Annotated in this window: 18 protein-coding genes; 8 read left to right on the forward strand and 10 right to left on the reverse strand. The window is 73.9% G+C overall.

All coding sequences use genetic code 11. The features are described 5' to 3' along the window. Window position 1: 1 nt before the first annotated feature. Window positions 2-1027, reverse strand: a complete 1026-nt coding sequence (locus tag ACFY4B_RS32805) for a hypothetical protein (protein WP_117492864.1) — start codon at window positions 1025-1027, stop codon at window positions 2-4. Window positions 1028-1195: 168 nt separating this feature from the next. Here ACFY4B_RS32805 and ACFY4B_RS32810 point away from each other — a divergent pair, with 168 nt between their 5' ends. Together ACFY4B_RS32810 and ACFY4B_RS32815 are read left to right on the forward strand one after the other, a co-directional pair. Next, the gene (locus ACFY4B_RS32810) at window positions 1196-2521 is read left to right on the forward strand and encodes a sensor domain-containing protein (protein ID WP_387974113.1); all 1326 of its coding nucleotides are present in this window, start codon (window positions 1196-1198) and stop codon (window positions 2519-2521) included. Next, entirely contained in the window at window positions 2509-3162 is a 654-nt protein-coding gene (locus ACFY4B_RS32815; protein WP_387974116.1) for a response regulator, read from the forward strand. The genes ACFY4B_RS32810 and ACFY4B_RS32815 overlap by 13 nt, the downstream gene beginning before the upstream one ends. Window positions 3163-3167: 5 nt before the next feature. On the opposite strand, the gene ACFY4B_RS32820 is transcribed toward ACFY4B_RS32815, so the two are convergent. The 8 genes from ACFY4B_RS32820 to ACFY4B_RS32855 all read right to left on the reverse strand — a co-directional run bounded on the left by ACFY4B_RS32820 (window position 3168) and on the right by ACFY4B_RS32855 (window position 16316). Continuing rightward, on the reverse strand, window positions 3168-5345 hold the full coding sequence (locus tag ACFY4B_RS32820; protein WP_387974119.1) for a DEAD/DEAH box helicase: 2178 nt from the start codon (window positions 5343-5345) through the stop codon (window positions 3168-3170). Between the two features lie 278 nt (window positions 5346-5623). Next, window positions 5624-6475: a hypothetical protein gene (locus ACFY4B_RS32825; protein WP_387974121.1), complete on the reverse strand. Its 852-nt coding sequence runs from the start codon at window positions 6473-6475 to the stop codon at window positions 5624-5626. Next, window positions 6472-11088: an AAA domain-containing protein gene (locus ACFY4B_RS32830; protein WP_387974124.1), complete on the reverse strand. Its 4617-nt coding sequence runs from the start codon at window positions 11086-11088 to the stop codon at window positions 6472-6474. Before ACFY4B_RS32830 ends, ACFY4B_RS32825 begins: the two co-directional genes overlap by 4 nt. A 293-nt stretch (window positions 11089-11381) precedes the next feature. After that, window positions 11382-12380 carry a hypothetical protein gene (locus ACFY4B_RS32835; RefSeq protein ID WP_387974126.1) on the reverse strand — a complete coding sequence of 333 codons (999 nt, stop codon included), beginning with the start codon at window positions 12378-12380 and terminating at the stop codon, window positions 11382-11384. Further along, window positions 12377-13309: an ABC transporter ATP-binding protein gene (locus ACFY4B_RS32840; protein WP_387974129.1), complete on the reverse strand. Its 933-nt coding sequence runs from the start codon at window positions 13307-13309 to the stop codon at window positions 12377-12379. The genes ACFY4B_RS32835 and ACFY4B_RS32840 overlap by 4 nt, the downstream gene beginning before the upstream one ends. Before the next feature lie 114 nt (window positions 13310-13423). Beyond that, a complete protein-coding gene (locus ACFY4B_RS32845; protein WP_387974131.1) occupies window positions 13424-13834 on the reverse strand; it encodes a GntR family transcriptional regulator in 411 nt (136 codons plus the stop codon). A 145-nt stretch (window positions 13835-13979) separates the two neighbouring features. Beyond that, entirely contained in the window at window positions 13980-15461 is a 1482-nt protein-coding gene (locus ACFY4B_RS32850; protein WP_387974134.1) for a DUF2079 domain-containing protein, read from the reverse strand. 213 nt (window positions 15462-15674) lie between these two features. Beyond that, a complete protein-coding gene (locus ACFY4B_RS32855; protein WP_387974137.1) occupies window positions 15675-16316 on the reverse strand; it encodes an HD domain-containing protein in 642 nt (213 codons plus the stop codon). Window positions 16317-16428: 112 nt separating this feature from the next. Between ACFY4B_RS32855 and ACFY4B_RS32860 the strand changes: the two genes are divergently transcribed. From ACFY4B_RS32860 to pcp, 6 genes are all read left to right on the forward strand, one after another. Beyond that, complete coding sequence (locus tag ACFY4B_RS32860) at window positions 16429-17421, forward strand: GlxA family transcriptional regulator (RefSeq protein ID WP_387974140.1); 993 nt, start codon at window positions 16429-16431, stop codon at window positions 17419-17421. A 93-nt stretch (window positions 17422-17514) separates the two neighbouring features. Further along, window positions 17515-18429 (forward strand): alpha/beta fold hydrolase, encoded by a 915-nt coding sequence (locus ACFY4B_RS32865; protein WP_387974143.1) that lies wholly within the window; start codon window positions 17515-17517, stop codon window positions 18427-18429. A gap of 63 nt (window positions 18430-18492) precedes the next feature. Further along, window positions 18493-19221, forward strand: a complete 729-nt coding sequence (locus ACFY4B_RS32870; protein WP_387974146.1) for a MerR family transcriptional regulator — start codon at window positions 18493-18495, stop codon at window positions 19219-19221. Between the two features lie 152 nt (window positions 19222-19373). Continuing rightward, window positions 19374-20606, forward strand: coding sequence for an MFS transporter (locus ACFY4B_RS32875; RefSeq protein WP_380776122.1), 1233 nt, complete (start codon window positions 19374-19376; stop codon window positions 20604-20606). A gap of 146 nt (window positions 20607-20752) precedes the next feature. After that, the gene (locus ACFY4B_RS32880) at window positions 20753-21946 is read left to right on the forward strand and encodes an alpha-hydroxy-acid oxidizing protein (protein WP_387974150.1); all 1194 of its coding nucleotides are present in this window, start codon (window positions 20753-20755) and stop codon (window positions 21944-21946) included. A 130-nt stretch (window positions 21947-22076) separates the two neighbouring features. Then, complete coding sequence (gene pcp, locus ACFY4B_RS32885) at window positions 22077-22760, forward strand: pyroglutamyl-peptidase I (RefSeq protein WP_079272827.1); 684 nt, start codon at window positions 22077-22079, stop codon at window positions 22758-22760. 80 nt (window positions 22761-22840) lie between these two features. On the opposite strand, the gene ACFY4B_RS32890 is transcribed toward pcp, so the two are convergent. Beyond that, window positions 22841-24952 carry a phosphocholine-specific phospholipase C gene (locus ACFY4B_RS32890; protein ID WP_117492851.1) on the reverse strand — a complete coding sequence of 704 codons (2112 nt, stop codon included), beginning with the start codon at window positions 24950-24952 and terminating at the stop codon, window positions 22841-22843. Between the last annotated feature and the right edge of the window lie 220 nt (window positions 24953-25172).

A 25172-nucleotide genomic window follows, 5' to 3' on the forward strand; every position in this document is an offset into this window, starting at 1 on the left:
CCTACGCCCGCTCCTGCTGCGCCGCCCGCCAGGCCTCCCAGGCGACCAGCGGCGCGAGGTACGACCAGCGCCGCGAGCCGTCCGGGCAGGTGCCGCCCTCGACCAGCTCGGAGACCGTACGGCGGGTGAAGGGCACCCAGACGGCCATGTCGTGCTCGAAGCTGCTGTGGCAGGCCTCGCGGCGGCGGTCGATCCCGGCCGCGTCGAGCCGGGACCGGACGGTGGCCACCAGCGTGTAGCAGGAGGCCGGCTCGCTCCAGCCCAGCCAGGTGATCACGGCCGGCCCGACGTCGTCCGGCAGCAGCCCCAGCTCCTCCTCCAGCGCCCGCCGGACCAGCCCGTAGAAGTCCTCGGCGGCGCCGGGCTCGTCGCGGTACTTCATCGTCTCGTTGATCCCGACCGTCCACTGCGCCGGGAAGGTGTTGACCGCCAGCGAGCGGCGGAGCAGCAGCAGCCGGCCCAGCCGGTCCCGCACCGCGACGCAGGCGCTGACCATCGTGGGCGGGGCGACGGCCACGAAGTTCGTCAGTCCCTCGTCCAGGGCCGCGCGCAGCAGCCGGGCCGCCGCCGGGTCCTCCCGGCCCAGCCGGGTGGTGGCCATGCACTCCGCGTAGTCGCTCTCGGCGATGTCCACCTCGCAGACCCGCGCGCCGCCGTGCTCGCCGTGATCGACCGTCAGCCGCGAGATGTACGCCGTCCGGCCCGCCGCACCGGCCGCCCGCTGGCGCGCCACCTCCTCGGCCCACCCGGCCGCGTCCAGCGCGTGCGGGCGCTCCACCCGCCCGCGGTGCGCCGTCACCAGCGTGCCCGGCACCAGCGGCCGGGCCGCGGACCAGGTGATCAGCGGCGCCAGCCCGTCCGCCCGCACGTCGTGCGCCCGGGCCGCCACCGTCAGGCTCGCCCGCCGGACCCGCGGCACCGGCACCCGGGAGCCGAGCCGGGACCCGCCGAACTTGGCGAAGTCGTACACCAGATTGGTCACCACGCCGAGCAGCAGGGCTCCACCGATCCCCAGCAGCCACTCCATCCCGGTCCCCCACTTCCGCGATCGATCCGCCCATTGTGGAGGCGCCCCGCGTGGCGGCGGAAGGGCCTTCGCCCTCGGGGCGGCCTGCGGAGCGATTCCAGGGCGGTCCCGGGGCCGGTGCTAGGGTGATCGAAAAGTCGGCTCGGGGCTCGGAGGCACTGAACAGTCGTGCGGACGCCGAGGATTGACGGGTCCACGGCCCGGCCGACCGTCCACCCGGGCCGCCCGGGCCCGCGCGCCTTCGCCCGGTCCGCGGCACGCCGCTTCCCCGCCGCCGCCCGCTACCTCCTGCTCAGCCTCGGCACCGGTCTGGCCGCGCTGGTCGGGCTCTGCCTGCTGCTCGTCGTCCTCGCCCTCTGCCTGGTCGCCGTGGGACTGCCGCTCCTCCCGCCGGCCCTGCGACTGCTGCGCCGCTCCGCCGACTTCCACCGACGCCGGGTCGGCGCCCGGCTCGGCGGCGAGCGGCTGCGCACGCCGTACGGCGACCGGCTGTCCCTACGCGACCCGGCCGTCGGCAAGGACCTGCTCTGGCTGCTCGCCCACGGCACGGCCGGGACGGCCCTGTGCGCCGGCGCCCTCACCCTGTGCAGCCACGCCTTCAACTGGCTGACGGCGCCGGTGTGGTGGCAGCTGTTGCCGGACGAGCGCGGGAAGATCATCCTGCTGACCGTCGACTCCTGGCCGATGGCCGCCGCTGCCGCGTTGGGCGGTGTCGGCTACGCCGCCGTCGCCCTGGTCGCGCTGCCGCCGCTCGCCGACCTGCACGCCCGGGCCTCCGGCCGGCTGCTGGTCGCCCGGCCCCGCGTCTCGCTCGCCCACCGCGTCCGGGAGCTGACCACCAGCCGGTCCGAGGCGCTGGACGCCCATGCCGCCGAACTGCGCCGGATCGAACGGGACTTGCACGACGGCGCCCAGGCCAACCTGGTGGCCGTCTCGCTCCGGCTCGGCATGATCCGCCGCGCGCTCGACCAACGCCCCGAGCAGGCAGCCGCGTTGGTGGACTCCACCCAACTCGTCGCCGAACAGGCCCTGGAGTCGCTGCGCACCCTGGTACGCGGCATCCACCCACCACTGCTCGCCGACCGCGGCCTGGCCGAGGCCGTACGGTCGCTCGCCGCCCGCTGCGCCGTACCGACCCGGGTCGAGCTGCACAACTCCGAGGCATCCGCAGGCCGTTCCGCCGATCAGTCCGCCGACCCGCCGCCGCGCGCACCGGCCGCCGCCGAGGCCGCCGCCTACTTCGTGGTCTCCGAGGCGCTCGCCAACGTCGCCCGGCACAGCGGCGCCCGCGGCGCCCTGGTCCGGCTGCGGATCACCACTGCCGCCATCGCCGTCCGGGTCGAGGACGACGGCCGGGGCGGCGCCGTCGAGGGCGCCGGAAGCGGGCTGCCCGGCCTGCGCCGCCGGGCCGCCGCGTTCGACGGCACCACCCGCCTGTCCAGCCCGCCCGGGGGCCCGACCATCCTGGAAGTGGAGATCCCGTGCGGATCCTGATCGCCGAGGACAACGCCCTGCTCCGCGAGGGCCTGGTCCTGCTGCTGCACAGCGAGGGACACGAGGTGTGCGCGACCGTCGAGCACGGCGACGACCTGCTGCCCGCCCTGCTCGACCACCGCCCCGACGTCGCCGTGGTCGACGTCCGGCTGCCCCCGGACTTCCGCGACGAGGGCCTGCGCGCCGCCGTCGAGGCCCGCCGCCGACTGCCCGCGCTGCCCGTCCTGATCCTCTCCCAGTACGTCGAACGCGCCTACGCCGCCGAGCTGCTCGCCGACAGCGCCACCGGCGTCGGCTACCTCCTCAAGGACCGGGTCGGCCGCGCCGAGGAGTTCCTCCAGGCGCTGCGGCGGGTCGCCGAGGGCGGCACCGCGATGGACCCGGAGGTCATCTCCCAGCTGATGGCCCACCGCACCGGCCCCGACCCGCTGGCCACCCTCACCCCGCGCGAGCGCGAGGTGCTCGCCCTGATGGCCGAGGGCCACAACAACCCGACCATCGCCCGGCTCCTCTTCCTCGCCGAGAGTTCGGTGAACAAGCACATCGGCAGCATCTTCGGCAAGCTCGGCATGCCCACCCCCGACACCGGCCACCGCCGGGTCCGTGCCGTCCTCACCTACCTGCGCACACTCGCCGATTGACGCGTTCAGCCCTCGGCGGCCGCCAGCCGCAGCTGCTCCTCCTCGACGATCAGCGCCGCCAGCGACTGCTCCGACACGTCCACCGCCTCCGGCGTCGACTCCGCCACCTCGCTGCGCCGCGCGTACTCGTCGAACAGCCGGCCCTTCGCCCGCAGCAGGTCCAGCACCCGCTGGTCGACGCTGTCCGCGGCGAGCAGCCGGTGCACCCGCACCCGGCGGACCTGCCCCATCCGGCGCGAGCGGGCCACCGCCTGTTCCTCCAGGGTCGGCTTGACCTGCGGCTCGCACAGGATCACCACCGAGGCCGCCTGGATGTTCAGGCCCACGCCCCCGGCCTGGATCTGGCAGAGCAGCACCGCGTGCCCGGGCGCGGCGCTGAAGCCGTCCACCACGTCCTGCCGCCGCGCCGACTCCAGCGAGCCGTCGATCGGCCCGAACGCCCGCTGGTCCAGGGCCGTTTGGACGGCCGCCAGGACGTCCCGGAAGAACGAGAAGACCACCACCTTCAGCCCGCCGTCCGCCGCCTCCCGGACGATCTCCAGCAGCCGCTTCAGCTTGGCCGACTCCACCGGGTCCGCGTAACCGGCCCTGCGCATCGCCGGGAAGTTGCCCGCCGCGACGGCCGACCGGTAGGCGGCGAGGTCGGCGGGCGAGAACTCCTCCCACTCGTCCACGTGCACCACCTCGGGCAGCTCGGTGAGCACGTCCTGCTGGTTGCGGCGCAGGTAGGCCGGGGCGACGGCCTTGCGGAAGGCCGCCGGCCCGGCGGCCGCCGAACCCTGCCGGACCAGCGGCACCAGCGCGGGCTGGAGGTACTCCACCAGGGTGCGGAACTCCTCCACCCGGTTCTCCATGGGCGTCCCGGTGAGGAACAGCACCCGCTCCACCCGCTCCGCCCAGGCGGCCACCGCCCGGGAGCGCTGCGCGGCACGGTTCTTGACGAAGTGCGCCTCGTCCACCACGACCATCCCGACCGCGGCCGACTCCGCCACCTCCGACGCCTCCAGGCGGCGCAGCCCGTCGAAGGTCACCACCGCGACCCCGCCGTCCCGGAGCCACTCGGCGAGCGCCGCCTCCCGCTCCGGTCCGTGCACCCGGAACGCCCGCAGGGTGCTGCGCGACTCGACCTCCCGGATCCAGTTGATCAGGACGCTGGCCGGGCAGACCACCAGGAAGTGGGTGCTCCCCCGGGCCCGCAGGTGCGCCAGCACGGCGATCGCCTGCACCGTCTTGCCGAGGCCCATCTCGTCCCCGATGATCACCCGCCGCTGGGCGAGCGCGAACCGCGCCCCGAACGCCTGGTAGCCGCGCAGCGAGACCCGGCAGTGGGCGTCGTCCAGCGGCTCGGCCCGCACCCGGTCCGACAGGTCCTCCGGCAGGAACCCCTCGGCGGCGGCGAGTTCGACCCCGGCCTCCTCGACGATCCCGCCGAGCACGCCGTAGTAGTCGGCCGAGCGGAGCTCGAAGTCCGTCCACGCCTCGACCGGGTCGAGCGACGGACGCAGCAGGTCGACCGAGGCCTGGGCGAACAGCACCGGGACCTCCCGCGCCCCGAACCCGACCAGCGCCTCCGCCAGGGACTCGACCGCCGCCTGCGCCTGCGCCCGCCGCTCCCGCCCGGCGAACAGCCCGCGCAGCACCCCCCGGGCCGGCCCCGCGGCCGCCACCAGCGGCTCGACCTCGGCCAGGACCCGCTCCGCGGTCTCCCGGGCCCGCCGCGTCTCCGGCCCCGCGGCCACCAGCCGCTGGAGCGCCACGACCAGCGCGGAACTCATCGCGTCCTGCCGCTCGACGTCCAGCCGCACCGCCACCGTCTGCTCGACCGCCCGGGCGATCTGCCCGGCCGCGGCCAGCGCCTGCGCCGCCGTCTGCGCCCCGACCCCCGGGATCAGCCGCAGCGTGTAGCCGGAGGCCTCCACCACCTGCCGCACCGTCCCCAGCCCGGCCGCCTCCAGCGCCCCGACCCGCAGCCGCCCCTCCGTCACGTCCCGGAGCCGCGCCACCGGGATGGCCCCCAACTCCTCCCGCACCAGCCGGTCCCGCACCCCGACGTACGCCACCCGCACCTGCTCCACGGCCCCCCGGTGGTCCGCCACCACCGCCCCGGCCGCCGCCCGCAACCCCTCCGCCTCGGCAAGGACCTCCCCGGCCCGCCGCCCACCCCGCCGCCGCTCCCCCACCACCCGACCCCCGCCTCACTCCGCACACCCAGGACGGCACCATGATCCCACCCACCACTCCCCGCCGTCCTGGCCCACGACCGACCGGCGGCCCCGGTGGACACCAACCCCCTCCACCGAAGCCGCCGGCCCCCGCACCTACGGCTCGGGCGTCACCGCGGAACCCGAATCGCCGTGGCCGCCCCGTCCTGCTTCAGCGAGACCGGCCGCCGCCGCTTCCTGAAGTCCCACGACTCCTCGGACCACTCCGACCGCGACGCGTGTGCCCTGCGCCGGCACTGCTACCGGGCACGGCCGGGGTGCGTGTCGGCGAGGTCGTTCAGGGCCGCGTTGACCACCTGCCAGCAGATGGCCAGGGTGTCGCGGTCCGGCCGGTGGCTCTGCCGGGCCTCGGCCTTGGGGTGCACGAAGTTCCGGTACTTGCGCAGCTCGTGGCTGAACTTCTCGGCGTCCGGGCCGAGCCACCCGACTCGGTGACACGCCTTGATCAACCTGTCCAGGTTGATGCTGTCCTCGGAGTCCCTGCCCAGGAGAGACGGGTCCCGTTCCACGACGGTCTGGAGCAGCACACCCTCCATCAACGAGCCGAGCATGATGATCGCCGCGACGTGGGCGCCGTTGGCGTAGCAGGTGCGGGCCTCGTCCAGGCGCCACTGGAGCAGTTCCGCCATGGCCCCGTCGGCGATGAGGTCCGCCATGACGACCTTCAGCTCGGCGGAGCCGTAGTGCGTCGGGTGCGCCAGTGCCGGGTCGCACGACACCAGCCTGGGGCTGCCGCCGGGGTTCTCCAGCCGGTACCCCTCGTGGATGAGGAAGGTGTTGACCGCCGTCACGACCTCGGTGAGCAGGCCGGGCTCCTCGAGGTACTCACGCGGATCGGCCAGCCTGAGCAGCACCTTCTCGATCTCCCCGGGCTGGTCGCGCCGGGCCATCAGCAGTTCGGCGGCCCACTCCCTGCGGTACTGGCCGTCGTACTCGGGCACCTCCTGCCAGCCGGCCCGCTTGAGGAAGGCCGCGATCTCGAAGCCGCGGCGGTAGAGGAGGTCGTCGTCGCCCGCGACGACGCGGGCGAGTTCCTCCAGGGTGTTCTCGTCCAGCGTGCGGTCGTCCTGCCGGCTGTGCGTCTGGGTCATGCCGTTCCTCCGGTCGAATCGGTGTCAGGGGCGGGGGCGGATTCGGCACCGTCCCCGTCGTCGGGGCCCTGTTGCCCCGGCGGCTCGTGGTTCTCCGCGCCTTCGTCGGGCAGTTCGTCGCCCTCCGGCAGTTCCAGTGGCGTCCACGGCCGCGTGTCTTTCGGCGGCGGGGAGGGCCGGGAGTAGTTCGCCGGGCGGATGCCCTGCCGGTCGAGTTCCTCCCACAGGCCCACCAGGGCCTCGTCCGGGTCGAACCTGAACTCGCTCTCCCGGATGCGCCAGAACCGCCAGCCGACCCGTTGGAGTTCACGGTCGCGCTGCTGGTCGTGCCGGATCTGGTCGAGGGTCGAGTGGTAGTAGTCGCCGTCGCACTCCACGCCCAGGCGGCCGCGCGCGCCGATCACCACCAGGTCGATGCGCTTGCTGCCCGCCGGGTACTGGGGCACCACGTGGTAGCCGCGCTCCTTGAGCCGCAGGTAGACCTGCTGCTCGAAGAGGGAGTCGAAGGGCGGGCGCCGGACGTCGGGCAGCACGGCGCCGAGGTCGGCCGCCTCCGCCAGTGCGGCCGGCGGGTTCTGCATGTAGCCCAGGAGGTTGAGCCGCAGGTCCCCGGGTTTGAGCTGGTCCGGCGGCACCGAGTAGAAGAGCCGCATCTGGTCCTGGGCGCGGCTGGCCGCCACGTTGTAGGCCTGCTGCTCGCTGCGCATGCCGCCGGCGATCTTCCGCACCCGGTCGACCACCATCGACAGCAGGATGACGTGCCGCTCGTCGCCCTGGAACTGGGCCGGGGTTCCCACCCGGATGCGGTGGCGCTCCCGGACCGGGGCCGGCAGTCGCTGTTCGATCAGCTGCTCCAGCAGTTTGACCTGGCCGAAGCCCTGGAGCACGATCACGCCCATGGTCTTGTGCTCGTACGCCGGGTCCGCGGCCAGCTCGGCGAGGCAGTCCACGATCGCCTCCGCTTCCTTCGGGTTGCGGATCCGTCCGTCGCGTCCCTCGGTGACCCCGCCCTCGACGTAGTGCGTCAGCAGCGGGTCGAGCCGTTCACCGCCGTACTGCCGCAACGGGATGAGGCCCGGCGGGGTGTAGAAGGTCTCCGAGGACCAGCCGATGATCTCGGGCATGCAGCGGAAGTGCTCCTGCAGGCGGATGGTGGACGGGAAGAACGTCGACAGCAGCTGGTACAGGTTGGAGTGCGGCATGTACAACTGGCGCAGGTGGGCGGGGACTTCCGGCAGGTGCGCGGACAGTCGGTCCTGGATCTGCTGGGTGCGGCCCAGCCCGGTGACCGGTGGCGTGCACTGCTTGTCGTCGCCGACCACGATGATCCTCGGCGCGAGCCAGAGCAGGAACAGCGCGTCCATGCCGGCCTGACTGGCCTCGTCGACGATCACCACGTCGAAGGCGTCCTGCCTGGGCTTGATCATCTCCGCCACCCGCGCGATGGGCATCACCCAGGCCGGCACCGCTCCCTGGGCGACCTGCATCGCGCTGTGGGCGGCCGCCTTGAAGTGGGAGGCGCTCTTGCCCTTGCCCTTGCCGTACGACGCCATGTGCGTGCGGTAGGCCTGGAGTGCCGAGCGCTGCTCCTGGGTCATCCGCACCAGGCAGTGCAGCCGGCCGTGTGCGGCGGCCAGGTCTCCCGTGAGCTCCTCCAACTTCGCCTCGTGTTCGGTGAGTTCGCCGTCGAGGCGCTGCTCCCGGCCGGGCGCGCGTTCGTCGTCGATGAACTCGGACGCCTTCGCCCAGGCCCAGGCGTCCCGGAGCCGGGCGAGCCGCTCGTCCCAGGCCGGGTCCTCGGCCTCCGCTTCGAGCCTGCCGGCGAGCGCGGGCGACGCGCTGCGCAGGCCGTCGAGCAACTCCACGCAGCGGCGCCGCCGTTGGTCCCGTTGCTGCGCTGCCGCGAGCGCTTCGAGCTCCTTGGTGTACCGGTCGACGTCGCGGTCGCGCAGGGCCTGCGCCATGGCGAGCGCCTCGACCGGCGCGGCCACGCCGTCCTCCCCGCCGCGCAGGAGCCGGTCCCATCGGCCGAGCCGCTCCGCGGCCTCCTCCGCGCGCTGCCGGCCGGCCAGGGCCGCGACGGCCTCGGCGAAGTCCTGCCACGCCTGCGGCCGGGTCAGGTCGAGGTACACCCCGTGGTGGACCAGGAGTTCGTCGACCTGCTCACGGATCCGGCCGAATCCGTCGACCTCGGCGAGGTGCCGGTAGCGCTCGGACAGCGAGGCCAGTCGCACCTCCAGCGGCGCTTCCGGCACTGCCGCACCCACCTGCTCCCAGCGGGCCGCCACCGCGGCGAGGGCCGCGTGCGCGTGCAGATGGGCCAGCACGGCGCCGAGATCGTCGGCGGAGGCCGGCACCTTGCCGTCCACCGTGCAACTGCCGAGGAGTTCCTCGGCCTCCCGCTGCGCCCTGAACGCGAACCGGGTCCGCAGCCTGCGGCCCGCCGACAGCTGCTCCATCAGGGCCGGGATCGTGGCCGCCATCCGGCGGGCGCGCTCGGGGACCAGGAGGTCCGGGAGGACCACCGTGCGCAGACCGACCCGGTCGAGGCCCTCGGCCACCTCGGGGAGCACGCGCGCGACGTCGGCGACACGCCGCCAGAGATCGGGGTGGCGCCGGGCCAGCCGGTCCGTCAGCGCGCGCTCCACCCAGCCCTCGTCGCCCCAGCGCGCGGCCTCCCGGTGAACACCCAGACGGTGCAGTCGGTTTCGGCCGGAGCCCAGCAGCTCGGTCAGCCGGTCCGTGGTGGAGGTCTCCAGGGCGGCCAGGACGTTGCGCACCTCGATCGCCGCCGGAGAGAGACCGTTGACGCTCAGCTGGCTCACCGCGAGGGCCGCCGCGACCTGGCCGGACGTCGGCAGCGTCTCCGCCGCCGGGAACACCCCGGACTCCGTCCACTGCCCGGCACCGTCCCGCAGCAGCTCGAGCAGTTCCTCCGCCTGGACGGGCGAGAGCGGCGGTGCCTCCGGCGCCCGGTTCGGCAGCCTGCCGATCCAGCCCAGCCGCACCGCCTCGTCCTGCACCTTCCGCACGATCGCGGCGAGCGTCCCCGAGTAGCCCGGTGCGACCTCCGGGTGCTGGTAGACCTCCGCTTCCCGCAGCGAGACCACCTGCTCGGTCAGCAGCTTGATCCGGCTGCGCACCTCGTACCGGCGCTGGGTCAGCCGCTGGATCTCGTCCCGCAGCTGGTCGGTGTCGCCCGCCGCCACCCGATCGCTCAGCGCGTTGATGGTGCGTTCCAGTTCGCTGGCACCGTCCTGGCTGGTGGTGCTGAGCAGCAACACGCACAAGTCCCTGACAGCCGCCGGGAGTTTGTCCCGGAGCACGGTCAGCGGCTGGTCCTTGGCGCTGGTCACGAGCACCCGCTGGCCCTGGGCCAGGAGCGCGGACACCAGGTTGGCGATGGTGTGCGTCTTTCCGGTGCCGGGCGGGCCCTGCACCACCACGCCGGTGTCCCGCTGCAGCCGCTGGAGTACGGAGCGCTGCTGGGCATTGGTCTTGCCGGGGAACAGCGGCTCGTCACCGAAGAGCGCCGGCGCCTGCCGCCCGCCCCAGTTCTGCCGGTCCTCGGGGTTCAGCGACATCACCAACTGCGCCAGCCCGAGCGGGGCCCGGCGTTCGGACACCACGCTCTCCGCGATGCGGTCGTAGAACCTCAACACCTCGTTGCGGTCCCTGGGCCGCTTCAGCAGGGCGGGCGCGAAGGTCAGCCTGGCGCCCTCATCCGGTCCCGCCGGCGGACGCCAGTTGGTGCTGAACGCCACCGGCCTGGGCAGGACCAGGTCCAACCACTGCGAGAGGCACTCCAGCGCCTCCTCGCTCAACAGGTGGAAGGGCAGCGCGGAGAGCTCCTCGTTGAACGCCGCCGCACGCTCCGGCACCCAGCCGTCGTCCGCGTCCAGGAAGTCCCGGTCCTCCAGCCGGACCGCTCCGCTCTCCGTGAGGCGTACGGTGATCTGCGCGGTCCGCCGATCGACGTGGGTCTCCACCCGCCGCGAGAGCACGTGCCGGTGGATCATCCCGCCGTTCGGTTCCCGCCAGCTCAACAGGCCTGCGGCGAGCACGAGTTCCTGCTGGTCGTCCTGCCGCGCCAACTGCTGGTGCCAGTGGTAGACCTTCTCGTAGAGCTGACGCCGCGACCGCTCGGACCGCTCCCGCTCGGCCCAGATCCGCCAGCGCGCGAGCCACGGACCGTACGCCCGCAGGACCTCCGCGGCCTCCTTCCGCGCGACGACCGCCTCGTCGCCCTGCCACCCGTCGGCTCCGCCCGCCGCCGGCTCCCCGGTCCGGTACGGACCCTCCTCCGCGAGCGGCGGGTCCTCGGCATCGGCGTCCTGGCACAGCCGCTCGTCGACCCACCCCTCCAGCACCGGCGGCAGTTCCGGCGCCGCGGCCTGCGGAACGTGGTCCAGGATCAACAACGGACGGTCGTCGTCCCCGGACGGCCGGGGCACCTTCGCCGGCAGGTCGGCCAGCCAGAGCGGCCCCCAGGAACGCGTGTCCCGGAGCCGCTGATGGCTGCTCTGCACGACCTCGCGCAGGAATCCGACCAGCGCGGCGGTCTGACCGATGACATCGGGGTCACCCGCATGTCGCCGTGGAACGCTCACCATTCTCCCTTCAGTCGGTGACGAACGTTCCAGCATGGGGGCGGCCTCGGGGACCGGAAGCCGGTCGGGCCAAAGTGGCCGAATTCCCGCCGACCGATGGCCGACTTTCACTCGGCGGAAATTCGGATGGCCATTTCAACGGCACCGGAAAGCGAACGCATTTCCTGTCATCGAACACCTGAAGAGCCGCCCGACCAGGCGGTTTCGGGCATGGAAAATCCCCCGGCGGTGCCGGGGGATTGACGAGGAATAGGAACTGTCGGCGACGGTTTTCGACGCCGCGGACAACCGTCGCGCTAGGCGCGGATGCGGCGGAAGACGGCGATCAGGAGGGCCGCGGCAAGGGCCAGGAGGATGCCGGCTTCGACGAGTTGGATGGGGGTGAGGTGGGCGGCCGGGTGGAAGCGGAGCCAGGAGGCGCTGGCCGTGTTGCAGGTGGTGTTGAGGGCGCAGGAGTCGGTGGTGACGCGGGTGCCGTCGGGGAAGACGACGCCCTGGTCGATGAGCCAGGCGTTGGTGGGCTGGGCGGTGCCCACGGGGGCCACCTGTTCCACGACCGGGTAGAAGAGCGGGCGGGCCCAGACGACCAGGCCGTGGGCGGTGGCGACGAGGGCGCCGGTGGCGAACATCGCGGGGAGGGTGCGGCGGACGAGTTGGCCGACCAGGACGCCGAGGGCCAAGGCGAACAGGGACCAGGCGACCGGGGCGAGGCCGATGGCCGGGTAGGTGAAGAACTGGAACGGCGGGTCGAAGGCGTCCGGACCGTGTGCGATGTCCGTCCACCACACCCAGGTCATCAGGACGGCGATCACACCGCTGACGGCCAGGACGGCGAGGCCGGGGACGGCGAGGCGGACGGCCAGCCAGCGGGCCGGGCTGACGGACTGGGCGCGGATCAGCCGGATGGTGCCGCGTTCGTACTCCTGGGCCAGCAGCGGGGCGCCGATGAACACGCCGATCAGCAGCGGGAGGACGGTGACGGCGGGCTGGAGGACCTCCAGGTACCAGAAGTTGGGGCGGTTGATCGGTGCGAGGAGGGCCCAGCACTCGGAGTCGGACCAGGAGTCGGGGTAGTAGCAGCCGGTCCGCCGCAGGACGCCGATGATGTGGCGGAGGGCGACGTGGATCCAGACGAGGTCCGCCACCGCGAGGACGAGAAGCACGCCCAGGGCCCAGAGCAGGAAGCGGTTCTGACGGAGCGTCAGCCAGATGAGCCCGCGCAGGGCGGGGGTGGCGGGCCGCCGGTCGGCGGGTGCGGAGGTGGGGGCCCGGTCGGGCAGGACGTCGGTGCTCATGCGGCCACCCCGTTCGGGTCGGGCTTCACGCGGTTCGGGTTGTCGGCGGGGGTGTCGGCGGAGGCCCGGAGGTAGCCGAGCAGCAGGTCCTCCAGGCTCGGGCGTTCGCTCTCCCAGTCGCCGTCCACCGGCTCGTCGGTGCGGACCAGGGCGACGGCCCGGCGGCCGCTGACGCGCTGCTCGACCACCGTCTCGGCGGCCAGGGAGGAACCCTGGGCGGCCGGCCCGGCGACCAGTCGGTGCCCGTCGAGGATCTCCTCCAGGTCACCGGCCAGCCGGACGCGTCCGCGCTGGACGAGGAGCAGGTGGTCGATGACGCCGTCCAGCTCGGGGAGGATGTGCGAGGACAGCACGATCCCGGCGCCGCGCTCGGCGGCGACCGACATCAGCGTGCCCATCAGCTGGTGCCGGGCGAGCGGGTCGAGGTCGGCCATCGGTTCGTCGAGCAGCAGCAGGTCGGGGAGCTTGCCGAGGGCGAGGGCTAGGCAGACCCGGGTGCGCTGGCCGCCGGAGAGCGAGCCGATCCGCGCCTTGGGGTTCAACTCGCCCTGCTCTGCGATCTGTTGGACCACGGCCTCGTCCCACACCGGGTTGAGCTCGCGGCCCATCCGCAGCGTCTCGGCGACGGTGAGGGCCGGGTAGAGCGGCTTGTCCTGCGGCACGTAGGCGACCCGGGCGCGCAGCTCGGGCGCACCTGCGGTGGCGCCGAGCACCCGTACTCCGCCCTCGGTGGGCGCGAGTTGGCCGGCGGCGAGGGAGAGCAGGGTGCTCTTGCCCGCGCCGTTGGGGCCCACCACGCCGCAGATCCGCCCGGCCGGGACGGTGACGTCGCAGCCGCGCAGCGCCCAGCCGCCGCGGTACCTCCTGCCGAGGCCTTCGGCCTCCAGGGCCGGCGCCGTCGCGGGCGCCGTGGTCGTCGGGTCGTCCACCCGGTCCCCCCACTGTTCTCGGTTCGGTGTTGCCGGGGAGCCGCAGGCCCCGGTGTCGGGGTTTGGGCCCCCCGATGTCGGAGCCCCGGTGTCGCCCCCCCCGGTTTCGGAGCCTCAGACCCTGTCGTCGGAGCCGGGGACCCCGGTGTCGAAGCGCTGCTCCAGGACGGAGGCCATCAGCGCGGTGATGTCCTCGCGCTCCAGTCCGGCCTCCCGGGCCTGGTCCACCCACCCGACCAGGCCCGCCCGCAGCGGCCCGTCCGCCGCCGCCTCCGGCCGGGCGAGCGAGCGCCGGACGAAGGTGCCGAGCCCCGGGCGGGGTTCGACCAGGCCTTCGCGTTCGAGTTCGCGGTAGGCCTTCAGCACGGTGTTGGGGTTGATCGCGGTCAGTTCGACCACCTCTCGGGCGGTCGGCAGCTTGTCTCCGGGCTGGAGCAGTCCGAGCCGCAGGGCCTGCTTGGTCTGCTGCACGATCTGCTGGTAGGTGGAGACGCCGCTGCGCCGCTCGATGCGGTACTCGATCACCGGCGATTCAGCCTTTCACTAGTTCAATAGTGGAATGGTGGCGCACGGCGCCGCGCGGGTCAAGCCGGACCCGGGAGTATCCGGTCTGGAGCTGTCCGGTCTGGGGTTGTCCGGTGTTCGGGGGTTGCCCGGCCCGGGAGGCGGCTCAGGGGCGTTGCAGCAGGAGCAGGCCGTCCTGCTCGACCAGCGGCCGGTAGCCGCGCTCCCGGTAGACGGCCAGCATCCGGGCGGTGTCGGCGGTGGCGCACGGGGCCTGCACGCTCGGGTCGCGCAGGTCGACGGCCACCCACTGCGGGCCAGGGCCCTCCGGCGTCCGGCACACCAGGGTGACCTCCGTCCGGCGGGTGAGCTGGGCCGCCAGCCGGTTGGAGGCGGCCACGGTGGTGTCGTCGGGTATCCGGTGGAGCAGCGCCCGGGTCTCGGTGAGCCGGGGCGAGGTGCGCCAGGCCTCGGGCATCACCACCTCGTGCAGCGGGTAGAGCGGCAGCGTCACGGCGGCCACCAGGGCGCTGACGGCGAGCCCGCGCCTGGCCCGGCGCACCTCGACGCGGCGGCGCGCGTCACCCCGGCGACCCGCGTCAACCCGGCGCAGGACGTCCACCAGGGCCGCGAACGCGATCGGCATCAGCACCGCGCTGTAGTGGTAACTGACGCCCCAGTAGTGCGAGTTGGAAGAGAACAGCCGCCAGGCGAGGGTGGGCACGCAGAGCAGCAGGAGCGGTGAGCGCAGGCCGATGAAGCCGGCGGTGGCGGCGAGCAGGAACAGCAGCAGCCACTTGACCGGCGGCCAGCCGAGCCGCAGTGGCAGTTCCCAGAGCGAGGCCTGCCCGCCCTGCCCGCCGCCGTCCAGCTGCTGCCAGTAGTCGAAGCTCCCGCTCGGGTTGAACGCCGGGAGCACGACGAGCACGGTGAGCGCGGTCGCGGCGAGCCCGACGGCGGCGAGGGCGAGTCCGGGCAGTGGGCTGCTGTGCCGCTCCCGCCGGGCCTGCCAGGCGATCAGGACCCCGACGGCGGCCACCGTCAGCCCGAGGTCCTCCTTGACCAGCAGCAGCGGCAGCGACCAGAGCGCGGCGGCGAGCGGCCGGCGCCGGCCGAGTGCGGTGGCGGCGAAGGCGATCAGCGGGACGGCGAAGGCGATCTCGTGGAAGTCGTCGGCCGCCGCCCGGACGATCCCCCAGGAGGCCCCGGTGGCGCAGCCGACGAGCAGCGCCACCTGCGGCCCGGCCACCTCGTGGGCCCAGCGGGTCAGCGGGACGACGGCCAGCGCCATCAGCAGCGCCTGGGCGACGACGAGGGTGAGCGGGCTCGGGAAGGCCCGGTAGGCGGGGGCGAGGACCGCGATCAGCGGGTGGAAGTGGTCCCCGAGCAGGTGGTAGCCGGGGCCCTTGAGCGGCACGATCGGTGCCTGCCCGTGGGCGTACGCCCGGACGGCCTGCTCGAAGATGCCCAGGTCGTAGGCCTTGGTGAGGCCGCGCCGGTGCCGGTTGACGGCGACGCAGGCGTACAGCGCGGCGAACCCGGCCGCCAGGCCCCACGCGAGCGGGGCGGGGCGGCGGGCGCGGGGCGGTACGGACGGAAGAGCGGCCGTGCTCGGAACGGCCCGGGACACGGAGGCGGGAGCGGGCATCGGCAAAGTACCCTTTCACTATTCGATTAGTGGAAGGGTGGTGGAACCCCGAGCCCCCGTCAAACCCGGCCGAGCGACGCCGACCGGGCCCCCGGGCTGCCCTCAGAAGCCCGCGTCCAACGCCCCCGACCGATGCCCGCAACCAATGCCCACGGCCAGCGCCCGCATCCAACGCCCGCGACCAGAACCCCTCAGCCGAAGGCCCGCCCCGGCTCACTCCCCCCACTCGGAGCCCTTGATCACCTCCACGAAGTCGCCGCGCTCGAAGCCGGGCACGAAGTGCGCGAGCACGTCCGCCTTGACGTTGCCGAAGGTCGTGTCCGGGCGGCCCTTGATGCCGTCGGTGAACGCGGCCAGGATGCGGTTCTTGAAGTCGGGCCGCGGATGGGCCGCGACCACGGCGGCCCGCTGCTCCGCGGAGATCGCGTGGTAGCCGATCCCCAGCACGTCCAGTTCCACGCCGCGGGTGACCAGGGCGATCTCCGGCGCCATGTGCAACGGGATCTCCGGGGTGGTGTGCAGGGCGATGGCGGTCCAGACCCGCTGCGCCGGCTCGCCGGTGATGCCGTGGGCCGCCAGGAAGCGGCGGGCCTCGTCGGCACCGTCGATCTCGAACCGCTGGTCGGTCCGGGCGAAGCGGCCGGTGAGGCCGAGGTCGTGGAACATCGCGCCCACGTACAGCAGCTCCGGGTCGAACTCCAGCCCCTGTTCGGCGCCGCGCAGCGCCCCGAACAGGAACACCCGGCGCGAGTGGTCGAACAGCAGGGGCGAGGCCGCCTCCCGCACCAGTTCGGTCGCCTCCCGGGCCAGGGCGCTGTCCGGGACGCGCACGCCCGCGATCGTCTCGTTCGTCATGGTTCCTCCGCGTTCATACTTTTCGGGGGCTGTTCGGTCGACTCCTCCACCCTCGCCCCGTGGCGTACGCTGCCGCCATGTCGGTACGGACAGCCGGACCTCGGATTCGGACATGACGCGCCTGGTCGCCTTCCTCGTGTTCGACGGGGTGACGCTGCTCGACGTCAGCGGTCCGCTGGAGGTGTTCCACCAGGCCGGCCGGCTCGGCCACCCCTACCGGACCGTCCTGGTCTCCCCGGGCGGCGGCACCGTCACCGCCTCCAACGGCGTGGCCCTGGCGGACACCGCCGCACCGGAGGACGTCCAGGGAGCACCCGGCCCCCGGGAACCCCTCGACACCCTGGTCGTCGCCGGCGCCGACCACCTGGCCGCCCGGGGACCGGACGCACCCCTGCTCGCCGCCGCGGAGGGCCTCGCCGGGCGGGCCCGGCGGGTCGCCTCGGTGTGCAGCGGCGCCTTCGTACTCGCCGCGCTGGGGCTGCTCGACGGCCGCCGGGCCACCACCCACTGGCGCCACGCCACCGCCCTCGCGCTCCGCCACCCCGGGGTGCGGGTCGAACCCGACGCCCTGCACGTCCGGGACGGCCGCTACCACACCAGCGCCGGCATCAGCGCCGGCATCGACCTCGCCCTCGCCCTGGTCGAGCACGACCACGGCGCCGAGGCCGCCCGCGCCATCGCCCGCGAGCTGGTCGTCTTCGTGCAGCGCCCGGGCGGCCAGTCGCAGTTCTCCACCGCCCTGGCCACCCCGCCCGCCCGCAGCGGCCTGCTGCGCGCGCTCACCGACGCCGTCCTCGCCGACCCGGGCGCCGACCACAGCCTGCCCGCGATGGCCGCCGCGGCCGCCGTCAGCACCCGCCACCTGACCCGGCTCTTCCAGGCCGAGCTGAACACCACCCCGGCCCGCTGGGTCGAGCGCGTCCGCCTCGACCGCGCCCAACAGCTGCTCCTCGACGGCCACGGCATCACCGCCGCCGCCCGGCTCAGCGGCCTGGGCAGCGACGAGACCCTGCGCCGCGCCTTCGCCCGCCGGCTGGGCACCACGCCCACCGAGTTCCGCAACCGCTTCACCACCACGGCCGCCCCGAACGCCCCGAGCCCCTGACGGGCCCCCGCACCGGCGGCCCGACCCCTCCCGGGGAAGTCCCGCGACCGGACGCTTGACCTTGACGCTACGTCAGGGTTGCAGGCTTGCCGCATGACGAACGAGAGCACCTCCAGCACTCCGCTCCACCCCCCGGTCGGCGGCTTCCAGGAGATCGACGGCCGCCGCCTCTACCTGCACCGCCAGGGCACGGGCGGGCCCGCGGTCATCCTCCTGCCCGGCGCGAGCGCCATCGGCCTGGACTACTTCGGCGTCCAGCAAGGGGCCTCGCGGTTCACCACCGCCGTGGTGTACGACCGCGGCGGCACCGGCTTCAGCGACGACGCCGCGCTGCCGCGCACCGCCGCCGAGGTGGCGACCGAACTGCACGAACTGCTGCACGCCCAGGGCGTCCCCGGCCCGTACGTCCTGGTCGCGCACTCGCTCGGCGGCGCCTACGCCCACGGCTTCGCCCAGCGCTACCCGCAGGACGTGGCCGGGCTGGTCTGGCTGGACGCCTTCCACCGGGACTGGGACGACTACATGCCCGCCGAGGCGAGCCTGGCCGCCAGCGTGCGGCTGTCGCCCACCGAGGAGCAGCTGCGGCAGGCACTCCCGGGCATCCGGCAGATGGCCGCGGAACTGCTCGTGGACTTCCCGGCGGACGTCCGGGACGCGGTGGTCGAGTACCACGTGAGCGAGCGCTGGATCCACGCCGGCATCGCCGAGCGCGCCTCGATGGCCGACCTGGCCGTCGAGCTGCGGGCCGGGGCGGACCTGCCCGACGTCCCGCTGATCGCGCTCACCCCGCTGGGCGTCGACCCCGGCCAGCAGGCGCTGATGTCCGAGGAGGCCCTGCGGGCGATGCACGACGGCAAGACGCGGCTGTACGCGGCCATGGTGGACGCCGTCTCGGACGGGGAGCAGCGTATCCTCCCCGACACCGGCCACAGCCAGTTCGTCTTCGAGCGGGCCGACGCCGTGGTCCAGGCGATCCGCGACGTCGTGGACCGGGCGGGCCGCGCCTAGGCTTCGACCCCGGCCCCTGGCACCACCCCGGCCGCAGGCCGTCAACACGACAGGAGCGCACCGGTGCTGACGATCAGTCAACTCGCCGCGACCGCCGGCGTGACCGTACGCACCGTGCGCCACTACCACCAGGTGGGACTGCTGCCCGAGCCCGAACGCGACGGCTCCGGCTACCGCCGCTACAGCGCTCAGGCGGCGGTCGACCTCATCCGGATCAGGACGCTCGCCGACGCCGGCGTGCCGCTGGCCCGGATCGACGAAATGCTGCGGGCACGGCCCGAGGAGTTCGCCGCCGCCGTCGCCGAGCTCGACGCCGAACTGGAGCGCCGGATCGAGCAGCTCGCCGAGCACCGCCGCCGGATCGCCGACCTGGCGAGCGGCGAACGGCTCGCCCTGCCACCCGAGGTGGTCGCCATCCTGGACCGGATGCGCGCGCTCGGGGTCGGCGAACAGTCGGTACGGCTCGAACGCGACACCTGGATCCTGCACCAGGCCCTGGACCCGGAGGCCATGCGCCGGGGCATCCAGGAGAAGAACGCAAGCTTCGACGACCCCGAGACGACGCGGCTGTTCCTGCTCTGCGACCAGTCGCTCGACTGGGCACCGGACGATCCGCGCGTGGACCGGCTGATCGACGACCTGGACGCGTGGGAGGTCGCCCACGGGCGGGACAGCAGCCGGCCCGGGAACCAGGCGGTGATCTTCTCCCGGCTCGCCGAGGCCTCGCCGACCTGGCAGCGCATCCTCGGCGAGATCGCGCACCGCGCCAGACAGCGCCACGCCGCCGGGTAACGCCGGACGCCGGGCCGCGCCGAACCGCAGGGCGACGCCGGAGCGCCGGCCCCGCGCGGAAGCGTTGACGTCGGATTCACGCCAGCCCAACCCCCGGTCGGATTGGTGGACTTCGGGTGACACACCCACCACCCACCGACGGGACCTCCGGCATGCCGACCGGCACCACCCTCAGCTCGACCCAGCCCACCCCGAAGCCGCCCACCCCGAAGTCCCGCCCCCGCAACGGCGGCGGCACCCTCGCCGTCCTCGCCGTGACGACCGGCGTCTTCTCCATCGTCACCACCGAGATCCTCCCGATCGGCCTGCTGACCCCGATCGGCGCCACCTTCCGGATCTCCGACGGCACGGCCGGGCTGATGATGACCCTGCCGGGCATCGTCGCCGCGGTGGCCGCCCCCGTGGTGACCGTCGCGACCAGGCGTGCGGACCGGCGGACGATGCTCTGCGCGCTGCTGCTGGTCCTGACCCTGGCGGACCTGCTCAGCGCCCTGGCCCCCGCCTACTGGGCGGTGCTGGCCGCCCGGGTCGCCCTCGGTCTGGTCATCGGGGCGTTCTGGTCGATCGGTTCCGGGCTCGCCCCTCGCCTCGTCCCGGAGCACCGGCAGGCCCGCGCCAACACGCTGATCTTCTCCGCCGTCCCGCTCGGCTCGGTGCTCGGCGTGCCGGCGGGGGTGTTCCTCGGCTCCGTGGCCGGCTGGCGGGCGGCCTTCCTGGCGATGGCGGCGCTGACCGTGCTCGCGCTGGCCGCCCTCCTGCGGTCGCTGCCGCCGCTGCCCCCGCTGACCGCCACCGGGCTGGGCGTGCTGCGCGGGCTGCTGGCCGGCCGGGGCACCCGGACCGGGATCGCGGTGACCTTCCTGATCGTGCCGGCCCACTTCGGCAGCTACACCTACGTCACCCCGTTCCTCACCGGCACCACCCACGCCGGCCCCGGCCTGGTCACCGCCCTGCTGCTGGGCTACGGCGCCGCCGGACTGCTCGGCAACGTCCTGGCCGGCGGCCGGGCGGCCGGAGCGCTGCGTCCGGTGTTCGGCACGGCGGCCGTGCTGCTCGCCGCCGCGGCCCTGCTGCTGCCACTGCTGGGCACCGGCGGTCCGGGCGCCGCCGTCCTGCTGGCCCTCTGGGGCGTGGCGTACGGCGCCGTCCCGGTCTGTTCGCTCAGCTGGTTCCTCGCCGCCGCCCCGCACGCCCCGGAGGGTGCCGGGGTGGTCTTCACCTCGGCGTTCCAGGCCGGCTTCTCGATCGGCGCGCTGACCGGCGGGCTGGTGGTGGACCACTCCTCCCCCGCCACGGTCATGCTGCTCGGCGGGGCGGTCGCCCTGCTCGCCGCGGCCACCGTGTGGCGGTACGGCCACCGGGTGCGTCCCGAGCCGACACCCTGAACACCCGCGCCCCGACCCTGGCCGTCGGCACGGTTCGTGGCGAGAATGCCGGGGTGCCGTCGACCCGCCCGCCCGTCCTGCGGGGTGGGCGGGCGGCGTCGGCCGGGACGGTCCCGGGCGGGTGCGGACGGAAGGACGGCCGGCGGATGGTCGACCAGCAGAGTGACCCGGCGTTCCAGGGGCGGTTCGGCGACTACCAGACCGAGATCTACCTGCGCGGGCTCGGCGGCGTCCTGCCGACGATGCCGATGGCCTTCGCCGAGCTGGAGGCGCGGGCGGGCGCGGCGCTGCCGCCCTCGGTGCTCTCCTACGTCGCGGGCGGCGCGGGCGACGAGTCCACCCAGCGCGCGAACGTGGCCGCCTTCGGGCGGTGGGGCCTGGTGCCGCGGATGATGGTCGGCGCGAGCACGCGGGACCTGTCGGTGGAGCTGTTCGGCCAGCGGCTGCCGACCCCGCTGTTCATGGCGCCGATCGGGGTGATCGGCCTGTGCGCGCAGGACGGGCACGGGGACCTGGCCACCGCCCGGGCCGCCGCCCGGACCGGCGTCCCGATGGTCGCCTCCACCCTGACGGTCGATCCGCTGGAGCAGGTGGCCGCCGAGTTCGGCGACACCCCCGGCTTCTTCCAGCTCTACACCCCCACCGACCGGGCACTGGCGGAGAGCCTGGTGCACCGGGCGGAGGCCGCGGGCTACCGGGGCATCGTCGTCACCCTGGACACCTGGGTCACCGGCTGGCGCCCGCGCGACCTGGCCACCGCCAACTTCCCGCAGCTGCGCGGCCACTGCCTGGCCAACTACACCTCCGACCCGGTGTTCCGCTCCCGCCTCGCCAAGGCGCCGGAGGAGGACGTCCGGGCGGCCGTCCTGGAGTGGGCCGGCGTCTTCGGCAACCCGCTGACCTGGGACGACCTTCCCTGGCTGCGCTCGCTCACCGACCTGCCGATCCTCCTCAAGGGCATCTGCCACCCCGAGGACGTCCGCCGCGCCAGGGACGGCGGCGTCGACGGCGTCTACTGCTCCAACCACGGCGGCCGCCAGGCCAACGGCGGCCTGGCCGCCCTCGACGTGCTCCCCGACGTGGTCGCGGCCGCCGACGGACTGCCCGTCCTCTTCGACTCGGGCGTCCGCTCGGGCACCGACGTCGTCAAGGCGCTCGCCCTCGGCGCCACCGCCGTCGGCGTGGGCCGCCCGTACGCCTACGGCCTGGCGCTGGAGGGCACCGACGGCATCGTCCACGTGCTGCGGTCACTGCTCGCCGAGGCCGACCTCCTGATGGCCGTCGACGGCTACCCCACCCTCGACTCGCTCCGTGCGGACGGCGCGCTGCGCCGGACCTGACGCCGGGTGAAGTCCCGGTGTCCAACGGTGTCCGACCGCGACCTGCGGGGCTTGCCGGGACATTCGGGACGGCCCTACGCTCGAAGGCACAAATCGGTTCCGTACGTTCCCGTACGCTGGGAGGTCCGCCATCATCCGCGTCCTGCTGACCGCCTTCGAACCGTTCGGCCGCGATCCCCTGAGTTCGTCCCTGGAGGCGGGCCGGCTGGTCGCCGCCGGTCCGCCGGCCGGAGTGGCCCTGGAGTTCGCCGGGCTGCCCTGGGTGTACGGCGACTCGATCGCCGAACTGCGCCGGGCGGTGGCCCGGTTCGAGCCGGACCTGGTCATCGCCACCGGCCAGGGCGGCAACCGCCCGGACCTCACGGTCGAGCGGGTGGCGGTCAACCTCGACGACGCCGTCCGCGCTCCCGACCGGAAGGGCAACCAGCCGGTCGACCAGCCGGTCGTGCCGGAGGGCCCGGCCGCCTACTTCTCCTCGCTGCCGGTCAAGGCCTGCGTGGCGGCGGTCCAGCTGGCCGGGATCCCGGCCACCGTCTCGCACACCGCCGGCACCCACCTCTGCAACCACGTCTTCTACGGGCTGGCGCACCTGATCGCCACCGAACGCCCGGAGCTGCGCGGAGGGTTCGCGCGTCTGCCGTACCTGCCGAGCCAGGTGTCCGGCCGGGACACGAGCGCGTCGATGTCGGCGGAGACGGCGGCCGAGGGGGTGCGCATCCTGATCCGCAGCGCCGTGGCCGCCCTCCACTCGCCGCCCGTCGGCACGGTGGCCGGCCCGCGCCGACGGACCTGGCTGCCCCGCCGGGGCGGCTGACCGCCCGGGCCCTCGTCGACCGGACCGGTCGACGAGGGCCCGTCAGCGCGGGCCGGTTCCGTCCACGGAGGCCCGTCCGGTCAGCGCGGGCCGGGGTCGCTGGTGCCGGGGCGGCCGTTCTCCAGGTGTCCGGCCCAGCGGCGGCGGAAGGCCGGGCCGTCCGCGGTCGCGACCGTGACGTCGTACCAGCGGCGGTCGGCGGGCAGCTCGAAGGTGAACCGGGCCGAGGCGCCGGGGCGGAGGGAGCGGCTCTGCTTCGAGCCCTTCGCGTAGGCGTTCTCGGCGGTGACCGTCCGGGCCACCGGCCCGTGGTTGGCGACCGTGACGCGCACCTGGTTCTTCGACGGGTCGAAGCGCGCCACCAGCCCGGCCCGGGCCGTGCCCTCGAACTCCTGCACCGAGCCGTTCGGGCCGTGGGCGGCCAGGTGGTAGTCGCCGGCGCCGGTCAGCGGCCAGAAGTCGGCGAAGGTGTCGCCGGCCGAGACGGTGTAGCGGCGCGGGGCGGCCGTCGGCGCCGTCCGGTCGTAGACGTAGAGCCACGCGCCGACCGAGCCCCGGTTCTCCAGTTCGAGCCGGAACTGCCCGGCGGTGTCCGTCTCCTCCTCGTTGACCCGCAGGTCGTACGGGAGGGCGCGGGCGGGCCGGGTGCCCGGCTCCTGGGTGGGCATCCGCTGCGGCAGCGGCACCTGGTAGGGCTTGCCCTGCGAGGCGATCGGCGCGGGCACCGGGATCCGGACGCGCCGCGCGTCGGTGCCCCGGAAGTCGAGCGCCGAGGTGAGGTCGCCGCAGACCGACCGGCGCCAGGCGCTGATGTTGGGCTCCTCGATGCCGAAACGGGCCTCCAGGAACCGCAGCACCGAGGTGTGGTCGAAGGTCTCCGAGCAGACCCAACCACCGCGCGACCACGGGGAGATGACCATCAGCGGCACCCGCGGTCCGAGGCCGATCGGCTGGAGGCCGCCCGGGTCGGCGCCGGGGACCAGCGGGCTCATCTCGCCCGGGTACTTCGAGAGGTCCAGCAGCTCATCGCCGAGGCTCGCCTCCAGGTCGGCGGAGACCATGCCCGGGCCGCCCGGACGGCTGGCGACCGGCGGCATCGGCGGGACGACGTGGTCGAACAGGCCGTCGTTCTCGTCGTAGTTGATGAGGAAGACGGTCCGCCCCCAGACCTCGGGGTTCGCGGTGAGCGCGTCCAGCACGAGGTTGATGTAGTAAGCGCCGTCGGTGGGCGTCGCGGAGGGGTGCTCGCTGTACTTGTACGGCGGGACGATCCAGGAGACCTGCGGCAGCCGGCCCTGCTCGACGTCGGCCCGGAACTCCTTGAGCGTGTGGTCGGTGGCACCCTTCTCCACCAGCGGACCCGACGCGCCCTCGGCCACCTGGTACCGCTCGAAGAACATCAGCGAGTTGTCGGTGTAGTTGTCCGTCGGCGTGCCCGGCTCGCCCGAACCGCCCTGGTAGAGCTTCCAGCTGACCCCGGCCGACTCCAGGCGCTCGGGGTACGTCGTCCAGGTGTAGCCGTTGGTGTCGTTGCGCTCCCACAGGCCGGGCCCGTTGGGCCGGCGGCCGTACGCGTTGCGCGGGTCGCTGGTGCCGGTCCAGAGGTAGATCCGGTTGGGGGCGGTGTCGGCGTGGACGGAGCAGAAGTACGCGTCGCAGACGGTGAAGGCCTCGGCCAGCGCGAAGTGGTACGGCAGGTCCTGGCGCTTGAGGTGGCCCATCGTCATGACGTCCTGCTTCTGGTTCACCCACTGGTCGTGGCGCCCCTCGTTCCAGGCGAGGTGACCGCTGCTCCAGCCGTGGTCGGTACCGGCCTGGTACTCGGTGGTGTTCCGGGGGTCGATGTACCAGGGCAGCACCTCCTGCTCGGAGGCCGGCAGGCCGCGGTCGTGGTAGCGGCCGGTCTTCACGGCGGCGGCGGGCTGGTGCCAGTTCGGCCGGCCGTTCGGCAGCAGCGTGGGCCGGGGGTCGTCGAACCCGCGGACGCCGCGCAGGGTGCCGAAGTAGTGGTCGAAGGAACGGTTCTCCTGCATCAGGATGACGACGTGCTCGACGTCCTCGATCGAACGGGTCCTGCCGATCGCGGGCAGCGCCATGGCCTTGGCAACCGCGGGCGGAAAGGCGGCGAGGCCGGCGGCGGCCGCGGAGGCGCCGCCCAGTTGGAGGAAACGGCGCCGGTCGATGGAGGCCACGTGGTGTCCTTCGCGTCGTGAGTGCATGGTCGGACGAGAAGGCTCGACCATAGGGGCCCACGAACCGTCATGTACACGGTCCTCCAGCGAACGCCGCATGATCATTCGACCAACACCCCGACAACGCGAAGAACCCCCATCCGGGACCCGGATGGGGGTTCTTCTGAAGAATTGTTCGGCGGCGTCCTACTCTCCCACAGGGTCCCCCCTGCAGTACCAT

Source organism: Kitasatospora sp. NPDC001261, from assembly GCF_042896795.1.
Taxonomy (GTDB): domain Bacteria; phylum Actinomycetota; class Actinomycetes; order Streptomycetales; family Streptomycetaceae; genus Kitasatospora.

Coding starts and splice junctions, on each gene's coding strand:
- ACFY4B_RS32805 (WP_117492864.1), bottom strand. CDS start 1,027: ATGGAGTGGCTGCTGGGGATCGGTGGAGCCCTGCTGCTCGGCGTGGTG.
- ACFY4B_RS32825 (WP_387974121.1), bottom strand. CDS start 6,475: ATGACCCAGACGCACAGCCGGCAGGACGACCGCACGCTGGACGAGAAC.
- ACFY4B_RS32830 (WP_387974124.1), bottom strand. CDS start 11,088: ATGGTGAGCGTTCCACGGCGACATGCGGGTGACCCCGATGTCATCGGT.
- ACFY4B_RS32835 (WP_387974126.1), bottom strand. CDS start 12,380: ATGAGCACCGACGTCCTGCCCGACCGGGCCCCCACCTCCGCACCCGCC.
- ACFY4B_RS32850 (WP_387974134.1), bottom strand. CDS start 15,461: ATGCCCGCTCCCGCCTCCGTGTCCCGGGCCGTTCCGAGCACGGCCGCT.
- ACFY4B_RS32855 (WP_387974137.1), bottom strand. CDS start 16,316: ATGACGAACGAGACGATCGCGGGCGTGCGCGTCCCGGACAGCGCCCTG.
- ACFY4B_RS32860 (WP_387974140.1), top strand. CDS start 16,429: ATGACGCGCCTGGTCGCCTTCCTCGTGTTCGACGGGGTGACGCTGCTC.
- ACFY4B_RS32865 (WP_387974143.1), top strand. CDS start 17,515: ATGACGAACGAGAGCACCTCCAGCACTCCGCTCCACCCCCCGGTCGGC.
- ACFY4B_RS32875 (WP_380776122.1), top strand. CDS start 19,374: ATGCCGACCGGCACCACCCTCAGCTCGACCCAGCCCACCCCGAAGCCG.
- ACFY4B_RS32880 (WP_387974150.1), top strand. CDS start 20,753: ATGGTCGACCAGCAGAGTGACCCGGCGTTCCAGGGGCGGTTCGGCGAC.